The sequence below is a fragment of the Pelagimonas sp. KU-00592-HH genome (assembly GCF_040369695.1).
GTDB lineage: Bacteria > Pseudomonadota > Alphaproteobacteria > Rhodobacterales > Rhodobacteraceae > Shimia.
In genome coordinates this window covers 897059-910977 of sequence record NZ_BAABWM010000001.1, presented here as the reverse complement: position 1 = coordinate 910977, position 13919 = coordinate 897059, and the positions used below count along the sequence as shown (strand labels likewise).

General features: G+C 62.1%; 12 protein-coding genes. 3 read left to right on the top strand and 9 right to left on the bottom strand.

The features are described from left to right. Positions 1-4: 4 nt before the first annotated feature. On the top strand, positions 5-682 hold the full coding sequence (locus ABWV42_RS04480; RefSeq protein ID WP_353339057.1) for a TIGR04283 family arsenosugar biosynthesis glycosyltransferase: 678 nt from the start codon (positions 5-7) through the stop codon (positions 680-682). On the opposite strand, the gene ABWV42_RS04475 is transcribed toward ABWV42_RS04480, so the two are convergent. Beyond that, the gene (locus ABWV42_RS04475; RefSeq protein ID WP_353339056.1) at positions 679-2547 is read right to left on the bottom strand and encodes an ABC transporter ATP-binding protein; all 1869 of its coding nucleotides are present in this window, start codon (positions 2545-2547) and stop codon (positions 679-681) included. The genes ABWV42_RS04480 and ABWV42_RS04475 overlap by 4 nt on opposite strands. A 202-nt stretch (positions 2548-2749) precedes the next feature. Here ABWV42_RS04475 and ABWV42_RS04470 point away from each other — a divergent pair, with 202 nt between their 5' ends. Next, the gene (locus tag ABWV42_RS04470; protein WP_353339055.1) at positions 2750-3949 is read left to right on the top strand and encodes a pyridoxal-phosphate-dependent aminotransferase family protein; all 1200 of its coding nucleotides are present in this window, start codon (positions 2750-2752) and stop codon (positions 3947-3949) included. Here the strand turns inward: ABWV42_RS04470 and ABWV42_RS04465 are convergent. Together ABWV42_RS04465 and ABWV42_RS04460 are read right to left on the bottom strand one after the other, a co-directional pair. After that, positions 3946-4128: a histidinol phosphate aminotransferase gene (locus tag ABWV42_RS04465; protein ID WP_353339054.1), complete on the bottom strand. Its 183-nt coding sequence runs from the start codon at positions 4126-4128 to the stop codon at positions 3946-3948. The two genes, ABWV42_RS04470 and ABWV42_RS04465, sit on opposite strands and share 4 nt — an antisense overlap. A gap of 73 nt (positions 4129-4201) precedes the next feature. Next, the gene (locus ABWV42_RS04460; RefSeq protein ID WP_353339053.1) at positions 4202-5305 is read right to left on the bottom strand and encodes a pyridoxal phosphate-dependent aminotransferase; all 1104 of its coding nucleotides are present in this window, start codon (positions 5303-5305) and stop codon (positions 4202-4204) included. Positions 5306-5435: 130 nt separating this feature from the next. Between ABWV42_RS04460 and ABWV42_RS04455 the strand changes: the two genes are divergently transcribed. Then, positions 5436-6230: a crotonase/enoyl-CoA hydratase family protein gene (locus tag ABWV42_RS04455; RefSeq protein WP_353339052.1), complete on the top strand. Its 795-nt coding sequence runs from the start codon at positions 5436-5438 to the stop codon at positions 6228-6230. A gap of 1 nt (position 6231) precedes the next feature. Here the strand turns inward: ABWV42_RS04455 and ABWV42_RS04450 are convergent, their stop codons facing one another. The 6 genes from ABWV42_RS04450 to ABWV42_RS04425 form a co-directional block, all read right to left on the bottom strand. Next, entirely contained in the window at positions 6232-6558 is a 327-nt protein-coding gene (locus ABWV42_RS04450; protein WP_353339051.1) for a DnaJ family domain-containing protein, read from the bottom strand. A gap of 12 nt (positions 6559-6570) precedes the next feature. Further along, complete coding sequence (locus ABWV42_RS04445; protein WP_353339050.1) at positions 6571-7758, bottom strand: MFS transporter; 1188 nt, start codon at positions 7756-7758, stop codon at positions 6571-6573. Between the two features lie 70 nt (positions 7759-7828). After that, the gene (locus tag ABWV42_RS04440) at positions 7829-10957 is read right to left on the bottom strand and encodes a valine--tRNA ligase (RefSeq protein ID WP_353339049.1); all 3129 of its coding nucleotides are present in this window, start codon (positions 10955-10957) and stop codon (positions 7829-7831) included. 109 nt (positions 10958-11066) lie between these two features. Then, positions 11067-11891, bottom strand: a complete 825-nt coding sequence (locus ABWV42_RS04435; RefSeq protein ID WP_353339048.1) for a 3-methyl-2-oxobutanoate hydroxymethyltransferase — start codon at positions 11889-11891, stop codon at positions 11067-11069. 70 nt (positions 11892-11961) lie between these two features. Beyond that, complete coding sequence (locus ABWV42_RS04430) at positions 11962-12960, bottom strand: sterol desaturase family protein (protein ID WP_353339047.1); 999 nt, start codon at positions 12958-12960, stop codon at positions 11962-11964. A gap of 33 nt (positions 12961-12993) precedes the next feature. Beyond that, positions 12994-13869, bottom strand: coding sequence for a phytanoyl-CoA dioxygenase family protein (locus ABWV42_RS04425; RefSeq protein ID WP_353339046.1), 876 nt, complete (start codon positions 13867-13869; stop codon positions 12994-12996). Between the last annotated feature and the right edge of the window lie 50 nt (positions 13870-13919).

Sequence of the window (13919 nt, the reverse complement as noted above, 5' to 3'; positions counted from 1 at the left end):
AGAAATGCGCGCACCAATCTCGGTTGTGATCCCGACGCTGAATGCCGAGGCGGCCTTGCCTGGTTGTCTGGCAGCGCTGTTTGAAGGGTTGAACGCCGGGGTGATCCGCGAGTTGGTGATCGTGGATGGCGGCTCAATGGATGAGACCGTGAAGATCGCGGAAGAGGCCGGGGCGACGGTTGTTCAATCGGCCCCCTCGCGCGGCGGGCAGTTGCGGGCCGGGGTTGCCGCGTCGAAAGGCGACTGGGTGCTTGCGCTGCACGCGGATACGCAGTTGGCGGAAGGCTGGAGTGACGTGGTGGCTGGGCATCTGTCCAGCGAGAAGGCGGGCTATTTCAAGCTGTGTTTTGATCGCAAAGGGCTGGCGCCCCGCATCGTGGCAGGATGGGCCAATCTAAGGTCACGCCTTTTGGGGTTGCCTTACGGGGATCAGGGCATGTTGGTGAGCCGCGCTCTCTATACCGAAGTGGGCGGCTACCCTGATATCCCGTTGATGGAGGATGTGGCGCTGGCGCGGGCGCTAAAGGGGCGGATGGTGCTTTTGCAGGCCCATGCCGTGACCAGCGCCGGGAAATACGTGCGGCAAGGATGGCTGCGCCGGGGCGGGCGCAACCTTTGGACGCTTGCCCGGTACTTTACCGGGGTATCGCCCGAGAAACTGGCCGACGCCTACCGGCGTTAACCCACAAGGCGGCCGAGGATGCGGCCAAACCAGCTGCGGGGCGCTGTATCTGTGGCGGGTTCGGTCACGATGGCGTTTTTCATGGCGCGTTCTTCGGCGGTCATGCCGTCGGTGTTGAACTGCATGTTGTATAGGCTGGCATAGATGCCGCCACGCGCGATCAACTCGTCATGGGTGCCTTCGTCGACCACCTGACCCTTGTCCATGACCACGATCTTGTCGGCTTCGCGCACGGTGCTGAGACGGTGGGCGATCACAAGGGTGGTCCGTCCTTTGGCGAGCTTGTCGAGGGCTTCCTGCACCACGGTTTCCGACTGGGCATCCAGCGCGCTGGTGGCCTCGTCCAGCAGGAGGATCGGGGTGTTGCGCAGGAGCGCACGCGCGATCACGACGCGCTGACGCTGGCCGCCTGACAGGTTGGTGCCGCGCGGTCCAACCGGGGTATCAAGACCTTGCGGCAGCTTCTTGAGGAAGTCGGTGACATGGGCCGCGTCGAGGGCCGATTTCAGCTTGGCTTCGCTGACGTCGGTGCGGCCCAGCACGATGTTCTCGCGCACGGTTTCGTCGAAGAGGAGGGCCTCTTGCGAGACAACAGAGAACATGTCGCGCAGGTCTTCAAGCCGCATGGCGCCGGTCGGTACGCCGCCGATTGTGACACGGCCTGATTGGGGATCGACAAGGCGGGTCAAGAGGTTGAAGACGGTGGATTTGCCTGCGCCCGAGGCGCCGACAATAGCGGTGGTCTTGCCAGCCTCGGCGGTGAAGGTCGCGCCACGTAGAACCTTTGCGTCGCCATAGGCGAGTTTCGTAGCTTCGAGGCGGATTTCCGGTGTGCCCTGTGGCGCGGGCATCGGGTTCCTGGGCGAGACCAGTGTCGGTTCGCTTTCGATCAGTTCCTTGATGCGCTCGATGCCGGAGGCCGCAACCTGCCAGATGCCCGAGATCGCGCCGAGTCGCCGCAATGGTTCGAAGGCAAAGCCGATGGCGGTGAAGAAACTCATGAACTGACCAACGGTTTTTTCGCCGGAAATGATTTCGCCACCGCCGAAGATGAGGACCGCGAGGAAGCCGAGGCCGGCCATGACATCTGCCATCGCGGTGATGGTTGCAGAGCCCGCCATGACGCGCACTTCAGTTTTCACATAGGTGTTGGTGATCTCGTTGAAGCGGTTGGACTGGTAGTCCTCAAGACGATTCAGTTTGACGGGAATGATGCCGTGGAACACCTCGTCGAGCCGCGTCGCCAGGGTTGCGCCAAGGTCCCGTGCCTCGCGGGCGCGACGGCGGACGAACCGCTGGGCGGCAACGGTGGGCAGGATCAGGATCGGGGTGCCGATCAGGGCGACGACGGTCCATTTCCAGTCAATGCTGATGGCGACGCCAAGAAGCGCGATGAGCGAGATCGTGTCACGCCCCGCGCCGGTGATGACCGCGGACCAGACGTTGTTGATGGATTGCACGTCGGTCTGGACACGCTGGATCAGGTAGCCGGGTGGGTGGGTTTGGTGAAAGCTGTTGTCCTGGATCATCATCCGTTCCAGCAGCTTGCGGCGTACGTCGGCGGCGGTGTTCTGGGCAATGTGAGACATGGTGACCTTCTGGACCAGGCCCGACAGGCCACGGGTGCAGAAGATGCCAAGAAAGATCAGACCAACCGTCCAGAGTGCGCCCGTGTTGCCGGTGGCAAAGACGTTGTCGAACATCGGCTTCATCATGTAGCTGAGTGCGCCCAGCATTGAGCCTTCGATGGCCATGAAGAAGATCGAGATCAGGAGCAGCCAGGCGTATTTTTTGAGGAAGCTCCGCCACAACCAGACGAGAAGGCCCTTGCCCGGTTTGCTTTCGGTCTTGTCGGTCTCGCTCACGTCGCTTGCACCTTGTTCTTTCGCGGTTGGCGACCGCAGAGATCCTTGGGAACTTTACGCAGTGCCCCCGCGTTTTGTCCAGTTGTCGCCGTGCTGCTGCCTACTGCAAGGGGGAAGGGGGGGCAAGCCTGCGGAAAAACGTGAGCGGGAGATTGACGACGCAATTGTTGGGCGTAGTGTTTGCCATTCAAGGGAGCAGAACATGACACTATCCAACGGACGAAGCTATCTGGCCATTCCGGGGCCATCGGTGATGCCTGACCGGGTGCTGCGCGAAATGCACCGGGCGGCGCCGAACATCTATGAGGGCGAGGTGGTCGATATGACCGCCGGGCTTATCGACGATTTGAAGCAGGTGGCGGGCACGCGACACTTTGCAACGATTTATATCGGCAACGGCCATGCCGCCTGGGAGGCGGCGCTGTCGAACGTGGTGGCCCCCGGAGAAAAGGTTCTGGTGCCTGCGACGGGTCTGTTCGGCATGGGTTGGGCCGAGATGGCGCGCGGCATCGGGGCCGAGGTAGAGGTGGTTGATTTCGGACTGAAGGACGGAATGGATCTTGGGCGGGTGCAGGGGATTCTGGCGGCTGACGAGGCGCATGAGATCAAGGCGGTGTTGGGTGTGCATGTCGATACGTCGACATCCCTAAAGACGGACGTGCAGGGCCTGCGTGCGGCGATGGATGCGGCGGAGCATCCGGCGCTTTTGATGGCGGATTGCATTGCCTCTTTGGGGTGTGACCGTTTCGAGATGGACGCCTGGGGCGTGGACGTGATGGTGGCGGCCTCGCAAAAGGGGCTGATGGTGCCGCCGGGCATGGGGTTTGTGTTCTTCAACGACAAGGCCGCAGCCGTGCGGGCCGCTATGCCGCGTGTGAGCCGTTACTGGGATTGGGCTCCACGTGCCGAGCCCGAAGCGTTTTATCAGTATTTTGGCGGCACTGCCCCGACGCACCACCTTTATGGTCTGCGGGCGGCGCTGGACATGATTGTCCGGGAAGAAGGGCTCGAGGCCGTCTGGGCGCGGCACGAGACACTGGCGCGGGCGATCTGGGCCGCGGTTGAGGCCTGGGGACAGGGTGGACCGATTGCCCTGAATGTTGCCGATCCGGCCAAGCGCAGCCACGCCGTGACATCGCTGCATATCGGCGCGCCGCATGGCACCGACCTGCGCCGCTGGACCGAAGCCAACGCGGGTGTCACCCTTGGTATCGGGCTGGGCATGTCGAATGCGGATGATCCGCAAGGCGACGGGTATTTCCGCTTTGGACATATGGGGCACGTCAACGCCCATATGGTTCTTGGGATGCTGTCCACGGTTCAGGCGGGCATGAAAGCCCTAAGTATTCCCTTTGGCGATGGTGCGCTGGATGCAGCGATTGAAGTGGTTTCCGGGGCCTAGCGGTTCCGGACCTTTCGTTCGAGGAAGGTGATCGCATAGTTCATGGCAAGGCCTGTCAGCATCACGGCGGGCAGGCCCCAGACGACCCAGATCACCCCGAACACCCAGATCAGGTTGACGAAGCCCATGACAAGGGCCGGTGTCGTATAGTTCTCAACGCGCTGGATGGGGCGTGCCATTCTTGCTCTCCTTTGGAAACAGGATAGCGCAGAATTGGTAAATGTCTGTTGAAAGACGCGTGAGCCTGCGTGATCAGCCGAGTTCCGCCAAGACCTGCGGCAGTTCCCGGGCGAGGATGGCGAGGTCTTCGGGGCGTCCGCAGCTAACGCGGATACAGCGGTTCTGGGGAGTGACAAAGGGCATGCGGACAAAGACGCCGCGTGCCACCAGCCCATCGAGGACAGCCTTGGCATAGGCCCCGTCGCGACCGCAGTCGATGGCAACGAAGTTGGTGGCCGATGGAAGGGCAGACAGACCGTTGTCGGCGGCGATGCGGGTAATGGTCTCGCGGGATGCGGCGACGTTTCGGCAGGTTGTGTCCAGCCACGCCTGATCGTTCAGGGCTTCGAGGGCCGCGGCCTGGGCCGCGCGGTTCATGCCAAAGTGATTGCGGATTTTCTCGAAGTTGCGGATGAGATCGGCCGCACCCATCGCATAGCCGACGCGTGCGCCTGCCATGCCGTAGGCCTTGGAGAAGGTGCGCATGCGGATCACGCGCGGGTCTTCGATGTCGAGGTCCGGTGCGGTGCCTTCGGGGGCAAATTCCACATAGGCCTCGTCCAAGACCAGTAGCGTGCCATCAGGCAATGTGTCGAGCGCGGCCTTGATGCTGTCGCCGGATACCCATGTGCCCATCGGGTTGTCGGGATTGGCGAAATAAACCAGCTTGGCATCGACCTCGGCGGCCTTGGCGATCAGGGCAGGGAGGTCTTCGTGGTCGTCCGTGTAAGGCACCTTGTGCAGAACACCGCCGAAACCGGCGACGTGGTAGTTGAACGTCGGATATGCTCCTTCGGAGGTGACCACCGCGTCGCCCTGTTCCACGACAAGGCGGACGAGGTAGCACAGCAACCCGTCGATGCCTTCGCCCACCACGAGGTTCTGGGGTGCTATGCCGTGATGGCTGGCCAGGGCCTGACGCAGGTCGTGGCTTTCGGGGTCGCCATACATCCAGATGCCGTCGGATGCGTCTTTCATGGCCGCGATTGCGCGGGGCGAGGGGCCAAAGATGTTCTCATTCGCACCAAGGCGGGCGCGGAAGCCTTCTCCTTGGGCGCGTTCCTGGGCTTCGGGGCCGACGAAGGGCACCGTTGCGGGCAATGTCTGGGCGAGGGCGGTATAGCGTGGTCCGGTCATGGGCGGAAAGTGACGCAAGGCCGGTGTCAGGGCAAGCGGGATTTTGCATCGGTTTGTGCCCTCACGTCAGGGTGGATTTCGTTTGGCGCATTGGCGAGACTGCCGCCATCCCAGCCGGAGGAGAGAGCTTATGTCGCGCGTGTCCGTTACCGTTGAAAACCACATTGCCCGTGTCACCCTGACCCGCGGTGACAAGATGAACGCGCTGGACCCGAAGATGATCGACGCGATTATCGAGGCGGGAGAGAGCCTGATTGACCGTAAGGATGTCCGCGCGGTGGTTCTGTCCGGCGAGGGCGAGTCCTTTTGTGCGGGGCTGGACGTGATGAGCTTTGGCGCGCTCGCGATGCAGGATCCGGTCGAGGTTCTGGTGCCGCGCAGCCACGGCGACAGCAACCGGTTCCAGCAGGTCTGCATGGTCTGGCAGAAAGTTCCCGTTCCGGTGATCGCGGCATTGCAGGGCGTGGTGCTGGGCGGCGGTTTGCAGATCGCGCTTGGGGCGGACATTCGCATCGCCGCGCCGGGAACGCGCCTGTCGGTTCTCGAGATGAAGTGGGGTCTGGTGCCGGACATGGGTGGGATGGTGATCCTGCCGCGCCTGTTGCGCTCTGACGTGTTGCGCAAGCTGACCTATACCAACGAGATGGTGGATGCCGCGCAAGCCGAGGCCTGGGGGCTGGTGACGGAACTGGCTGACGATCCGCTGGCCGCGGCGATGGCGCTGGCCGAGCAGATCGCGGGTAAGAGCCCCTCGGGTATCCGTTCGGCAAAGGCCCTGATCGGCTATGCCGAAGCCCATCTGCATGACGTTGATGCGGTGCTGGTCGAGGAAAGCAAGGCGCAGGCCGCCCTGATCGGCAAGCCGCACCAGATGGAAGTGGTTGCCGCCAACATGCAGAAGCGGGCGCCGGTGTTCAAAGACTGACCTATCGCAGGAACTTGCGGTAGGCGTCGCGCTCCATTTCATAACGCATTTCCAGATCGGCGATTTTCGCCATCAGGTCTTTGCGCTGTTCCGGGGCTGTGCAGTCGCGATAAGCGGCACGGGCCTTTTCGAGGCCTTCCTTAAGGGCAAATTCACGCGGGACCACACCGGCTTCGGCCATGATGCGGTGGCCTGCGGCGGTTGCGGGATCCTCGAACAGGTGGCGTTCGGGCAGCGGTTTGCCTTCGCCAGCAAGGCCCGACAACTGGCCCTCGGCCTCTGCCTTGAGGATCTGCCGTTCGATGAGTTTTCGAAGTCCGCTGAGCATGGGGGACTTATATCATTCCGCGGCGGGTTTGCGACCTACAAAGAAGGTTGCCACTGCCAGTACCCCGAACAGGGCCATGATGATCGGGATGGCGCGGTGCGATCCGTCGAAGATGACCGAGGCAAGGGCTGCGCCTGCCGCGCCGAACCCCATCTGGATCGCCCCCATCAGCGAGGCGGCGAACCCCGGCATTTCCCCTGCGGGCTCCATTGCCAACGCGACGGAGGTGGGAAGGACCATGCCGAAGGCCATCACGTAGAGGCAGATCATGCCCCAGTAGAGTGGCAGCGACGGCGTGGTGACGACCGTTGCCAGGCTGGCAAGCGTTGCCACGCCCATCAGTGCGACGGCCATGGCGTTGACGCGGGCAACGGGAATGTCGCGCAGGAGGCGGCGTATGGTCATGGCGCCTGCGGTGTTGGAGAGGGCGGCAAGGGCAAAGAGCGAGCCGAAGGCCTGTGGCGAAACCGCGTAGACCGTTTCCGTCAGAACCGCCCCGACCGAGAGCATGGCCGAATAGCCGGCGAAGGCGAAACTGCCCAGTAGCATCGGGATCAGGAAGGCCTTCATCGACATCAGCTTGCGCGAGGCGGTGGAGACGAATCCATAGGTAAAGCGTTCGGGGCGACGCTGGCCGCCGGTCTCTTCCAGAAGGAAGATCGTGTAGAGCAAGAAGACGATGCCCAACCCGCCAAGCGCCCAGAAGATCGCGCGCCATTCGAACAGCACCAACATGCCGGAGCCGAACACCGGAGCGATCAGGGTGGCAATGGTCAGGATGGCGGTGAGCACGGCCAGTGTCTTGGCGGCCTCGTTGCCCGAGGAGACATCCCGTACCATGGCGCGGGCAATCACCGGGGTGCCGCCGGTCAGACCCTGAAGGGCGCGCATCCAGATCAGGAATTCGAAGGTCGGTGCCATGGCGCAGGCAATGGTCGAGGCGGTGAAGCCGATCAGCGCGAGGATCAGCGCAAGACGGCGGCCGAATGCGTCCGAGAACAGGCCCCAGAACAGCTGACCCACCGCGTAGGCGATGAAATAGGCCCCGATCAACAGCGAGCCCATCGCGTCTTCGACAGCAAAGTCGCGGGCGATCACGCCGGTTGCGGGCAGGACGATGTCGATGGAAATCGCGGTGAGGGCGGTGATGCCCCCGAAAAAGATCAGCGCATCGGAGCGGTCAAAGGCGGATTTGGACATGGGGCCTCGTGAAAGGAAAAGGGCGCCCCTTGGTGGGACGCCCTGAAAGGTTGTTTATATGTTAAGGGAATCAGCCGATCTCGGCAAGGCGTTCCAGGGCCGCCTTGAGCTTGGCTTCTTCCTCTTCGCGGGCGGCGAGGTTCTCGCGGGCTTCTTCAACCACCTCTTCCGGGGCCGAAGCCACGAATTTCGGGTTGTTGAGACGGCCGCGCAGGCCACCCAGTTCCTTGGCGAGTTTGCCAAGGGTCTTTTCGAGACGGGCCTTTTCTTCGTCCACGTCGATGATGTCGGCCAGCGGCAGGCCGAAGGTGCCGCCCTCGACGGCCACGGTGGCGCAGCCTTTGGGGAATTCGGCAACCTCGGTCAGGCTGTCGATGCGGGCCAGCTTCATGATCAGCGCCTCGTTGCGTGCCCATGCGCCCTTGCCTGCCTCGTCCAGCTGGCTGACCAGCATCGGCACCTTGAGACCGGCCGGAACGTGCATCTGCGAACGGGCAGAGCGGACGTTTTCAATCACCGAGATCACCCAGTTCATCTCGCGGTCGGCCTCGCCGTCTACCAGATCGGTGCTGTAGGCAGGCCAGTCGGCGTGGACCAGCATCCCGTCGCGGCTTGCGGTTTCGCCCCAGAGCTCTTCGGTGATGAAGGGCATGATCGGGTGCAGCATGATCAGGCACTGGTCGAGAACCCAGCCCATGGTGGCGCGGGTTTCGGCCTTGATGGCGTCGTCTTCGCTGTTCAGCAGCGGCTTGGAGAATTCCACGTACCAGTCGCAGACCTTGCCCCACACAAAGGCATAGAGGCCAAGGGCCGCATCGTTGAAGCGGAAGCTGTCAAAGGCGGCATCGACGGTTTCGCGGATTTTCGCGGTTTCGCCGATGATCCACTTGTTCACGGTGGCCGTTGCAGCGGGAACCTCGGCCGAAGGCGCGCCGTTTGCGTAGACTTCGTTCATCTCGGCAAAGCGGACGGCGTTCCAGATCTTGGTGCCGAAGTTGCGGTAGCCCGCGATCCGCTGCATGTCGAGTTTCAGAACCCCACCCAGCGAGGCCATGGCCGCGTTGGTGAAACGCAGGGCGTCGGCACCGTATTCGTCGATGATTTCCAGCGGGTCGACCACGTTGCCGGTGGATTTCGACATCTTCTTGCCCTTGGCATCGCGGACGAGGCCGTGCAAGTAGACGGTGTCGAACGGAATCTGATCCACGACGGCGAGTTGCATCATCATCATCCGGGCCACCCAGAAGAACAGGATGTCCTGACCGGTGATGAGGGTCGAGGTCGGGAAATACTTCTGCATCTCCGAGGTGTCCTCGGGCCAGCCAAGCGTACCGATCGGCCAGAGGCCGGAGGAGAACCAGGTGTCGAGGACGTCGGCATCGCGCCAAACCGGGTAGACCAGTTTGGTGGGGTCCTGGCTGACTTCGTATTCGGCAAGGGCGGCCGCGAACTTCTGGATCGCCTCGGCACGGTCCGCGACTTCGATCACGGTAGCGTTGTTGAGCGGGGTCGGCAGCGCAGCTTCGACGTCGGCGAACTGGGCTTTCACCTCATCAAAGCTGGCGGCGCAGTGATGGGTCTCGTCGCCGATCAGAAGTTGCTGGTCGGCCAGCAGACGACCCATTTCCACGAGGTCGAGAACACCGTCGCCTTCGTCGTCATAGACACCCTGAGCCTTGAGGTTCAGGCCATACCAAACGGGGATCTGGTGACCCCACCAGAGCTGACGGGAGATACACCAGGGTTCGATGTTTTCCAGCCAGTGGTAGTAAACCTTTTCGCCGCTTTCCGGCAGGATTTTCACGTCGCCGTTGCGCACCGCATCCAGCGCCGGGCCGACAACCTTTTCGGCGTCGACGAACCATTGGTCGGTCAGCATCGGTTCGATGACCACCTTGGAGCGGTCGCCGAAGGGCTGCATGATCGGCTTGTTCTCGACGTAGGGCACCATCTGTTCAACGAGGTTGCCGTCTTCGTCGGTGGAGCTTTCCTTGATCATCACCGCGAGGCCTTCGTCGGTGATCTGCTGGACCACGATCTTGCGGGCTTCGAAACGGTCGAGGCCGCGAATGTCGTCGGGCACGAGGTTGATGGCGTCGACCTCGTTCTCGGTGAACGCGGCACCCTTGGCGTGGCCCTGTGCCTTGGCGGCTTCGTCCGCATAGGGCGCGCCGTCAGCCCGCATGTGGCCCTTCATGTCCATCAGGCGGTACATCGGGATGCCACCACGCTTGGCGACCTGATAGTCGTTGAAGTCATGCGCGCCGGTGATCTTTACCGCACCCGAGCCGAAATCGGGATCGGGATATTCATCGGTGATGATCGGGATCAGGCGGCGATGTTCTTTCGGGCCCACGGGGATTTCGCAGAGCTTGCCGACGATAGGCGCATAGCGTTCGTCCGAGGGATGCACCGCAACCGCGCCGTCGCCCAGCATGGTTTCCGGGCGGGTGGTGGCGATCGAGATATAATCGCGCTCTTCCTCGAGGATGACGTTGCCGTCTTCGTCTTTCTCGACGTAGGTGTAGGTCGCGCCACCGGCCAGCGGGTATTTGAAGTGCCACATGTGGCCCGCGACTTCGATGTTCTCGACTTCGAGATCCGAGATCGCGGTTTCAAAATGCGGGTCCCAGTTCACGAGGCGTTTGCCGCGGTAGATGTAGCCCTTGTTGTACATGTCCACGAAGACCTTGATGACGGCATCGTGGAAGTTGCCGTGGGCTTCGTCCTCGGGGGCGCCGGGGGCGCCGGACATGGTAAAGGCGGTGCGGCCAAAGTCGCAGGAGGCGCCAAGGCGCTTGAGCTGGTTGATGATGGTGCCACCGGACTGGGCTTTCCAGTCCCAGACCTTTTCAAGGAACTTCTCGCGTCCCAGATCGCGGCGGCCCGGTTCGCCCGCTTCGGCGAGCTTGCGCTCGACCACCATCTGGGTGGCGATGCCCGCGTGGTCGGTGCCCGGCTGCCAGAGGGTGTCAAAGCCCTGCATGCGTTTCCAGCGGATCAGGATGTCCTGAAGCGTGTTGTTGAAGGCGTGCCCCATGTGCAGAACGCCAGTCACGTTCGGGGGCGGGATCATGATGCAATAGGTAGAGGCACCGGGTTTGGCATTGGCGCCCGCGGTGAAACATCCGGCCTTTTCCCAGGCCTCGTAAAGGCGGCCTTCGGCTTCGGCCGCGTTGAAGGTTTTTTCCATCGCCATGGGTTCGTGATCCTGCGTGAAGAAATGGTTTTGGATCACTTATCGAAAGCATGGGCAAAGGGAAAGCGGGCTTTGGGGAAAATGGCCCAAAGCCAGCGGTTTTGTGGCCTCAGAGCTTGTCGAGGGCCTCGTTCAGCTTGTCGAGTTCTCCGTCTTTCATGGTGATCGACTGTGCGGGGTAGGGGAAGTTGTGGCTGGTGACCTCGGATTGGAAGGCTTTCAGGGCGTCCACGCGTTCGGTGTACATCTGTTCGTGAAGGCGGGCGAGGTTGCCGAAGGCGTGGGCGTGGCGGGGCGGGTTTTCGGCTTCGCCGCAGATGTCGGCCATGAAGAGAAAGATCACGTCGCCCGCGTTGCCCGACCCAAGCGAGATGGTGACCATCGAGGTCCTGTCGTTCAGCAGGCGCAGGGTGTCTTCGGCGACGCATTCGATTTCGCAGGCAAAGGCCCCAACGTCTTCGTAGCGTTTGAAGGTGCGCAGGAGTTCCATCGCGCCTTCGGCGGTGCGCCCATAGGCCCGCAGGCCGCCGACCCAGTGGCTGATTGTCGGGACAAGACCCATGTGGACCTGTATCGGAATGCTCTCCTTGGCCAGCATTTCGACGATGTCATAGGAGCGGTTGGTGTAATACATGTCCGCGCCGCGCTCCATGCAGTCGATGGCATGGCGCAGGATTTCCTCTTTGGTGGCGAACTGGCCCCATGTGATGCCGACGCCCTGAAAGTGGGTGGGAGCGGTCTGGCGGGCCATGTCGAGTTGCGTGTCCCAAACCGTGAGCAGGTCGATGCCCGCATCGACGCAGGCGCGGATTTCGACCTCGTTGGCGGGGTTGCACATGGTCAGCCGCTTGCCCGAGCCCTTGAGGTCGATCAGATCGCGGACTGTGTAGTTGCGTTGCGCCGGTTTGCGGCCGAAGTCGTAGATGTTTCTCATAATCCTGTCCTGTTCGCTTGGATGGGAAAGGGCGGCGCAGGGCCGCCCTTGTTGGGGTGTTGGAGTGGCGTCAGTTGGTGGACCAGATCTTGCGCCGGCGTTCCTTGACCAGTTCGTTGCCGTCATCCGAGCCGTCGTGGAAGGTGTTGAACCATTTGTCCCATGGCGTCTCCCAGGTGCCGTAGTTGCAGTCGAAGAACCGGTGGTGAAGCTGGTGGAAGAAATCCCCCATCGGCAGGTTCACCCGCTTGCCGATCTTCACATGTTCGAACCCTGCGTGGCTGGTTGGGGCGCCGATCAGGTGGTGGAAGACCAGGAACAAGACGTGCAGCGGATTGGCGGCGATCAGGAAGAAGATCATCGTGTCAAACAGCAGGAAGAAACTTTCGACAGGGTGCATTGCAAGGCCGGACCAGGGGCCGGTGTTGATGTTACGGTGATGCCAGGAATGCACCCAGGTATAGAGCTTGCCGACGTGCAGCAGGCGGTGCAGCCAATAGAAGTGAAACCCTGCCCAGATCGGGATCAGCAGGATCAGGGCGAAGAACCAGACGGGATTGCTATCAAAGGTGATCATGCGCGCCCAGCCGTTGGCATAGGCATACCACATCAGGGCCTCCCAGAAGGTCACGAACAGGAGCGCGGGGCCGAGGGTCCAGAACATGTTGTCCCAGACCTGGTTCCTGAAGGTGAAGGCGCGGGCGCCTTTCATCATCGGGCGCATGTCATAACGGTAGTCGTCGTCCTGCAGGCGGTATTTCCAGAGCGCGAGGTGCAGGCCTCCGGCGATGACCAGAAGGATCACGAGGTCGCGCAGCCAGATCTCAAAGATCCAGTCGAACGCCAGTGTCCGGGTGTGTTCGAGATCGGGGGTGAACCATGTCCAGACGACAAAGGCCATCAGGAGGATGAAGAAGCGTTGCGCAATCGGGTTCCAGCTTGCCAGCAGGTATTTGACCGAGGCAAGGGGGCGCAGCGGCCAGTCCCAGTAGGGGGCGAGTTGCAGCGGCAGCTGGGGCGTGTAGTTCCAGAGCTGGCGCTTGGGGCGGGGCGTGGGCGTGTCAGTCATGTGCTTGTCTTGGCTTGAGAAAATCGCGTTGGTTCAGTCGTAGCTGGCCTTCTGGTCCGACCCCTTCATCAGGATCGCGTTTTGCGCGTCCCGAATGGTTTCGAACATGGCAAGGCTGTCGGCGGAAAAGTCCGAGGCGGCCCCGTTGTAGTGATGGAAGTTGCCGAACCGGTCCTCGCCACGCACCAGCATGGCATAGTCTTTCGCGCCGCCCATCTGTGCCATGTCGGGGCGCAGGAAGCGCATGGCGATGGCGATGCGGCGGTCGTCGCTGGTGTTGGGCCCCGAGCCGTGGATGGTGAGACCGTGGTGCAGGGACATCTGGCCGGGCTGGAGCTCGACGGTGACGCGGTCTTCGGGGGCGACCTCGACCTTGATCTCCTGTCCGCGCGACAAGAGGTTGTTGTCTCCGTGCGTGTCCTGATGCGGCAGGATCGGGTTCTTGTGACTTCCCGCGACGAACTCCATGCACCCCGAGGCAATGGTGGCGGGGGATAGGGCGATCCATGCCGTGACCAGACCGTCGATTTCGCCCATGCCCCAATAGGTCAGATCCTGGTGCATCGAGACATAGGCGCTGGTGTGGGGTTCCTTGATGAAAAGTTCTGCGCCCCAAAGCAGGATGTCGGGGCCGAGAATACCTTCGACCACGTCCAGCACACGCGGGTCAGAGGCGATGCGGGCGGTAAGGGAGATGGTGCAGTTGGCGTTGAGGCGCTTGTAGGTGTTGAGGGGGCGGGGCAGGTCCGCGTCGAGCCAGTTGGCTTCGAGGGTTTCCAACTCGCGCCGCAGCGTGGCGGCCTCCTGAGGGGGGATCACCTGCATCGGGAAGAGATACCCGTCTTGCCAGTAGCTGTCTTTCTGAGATGCGTTTAAGTGCCCGTTTTCAAGGGGTTGCAGGTTTTTCATCGGATTGGTCCTGTGTCGCTTTGGGGCAGGTTAGCGCAAGTGTTTGGGAT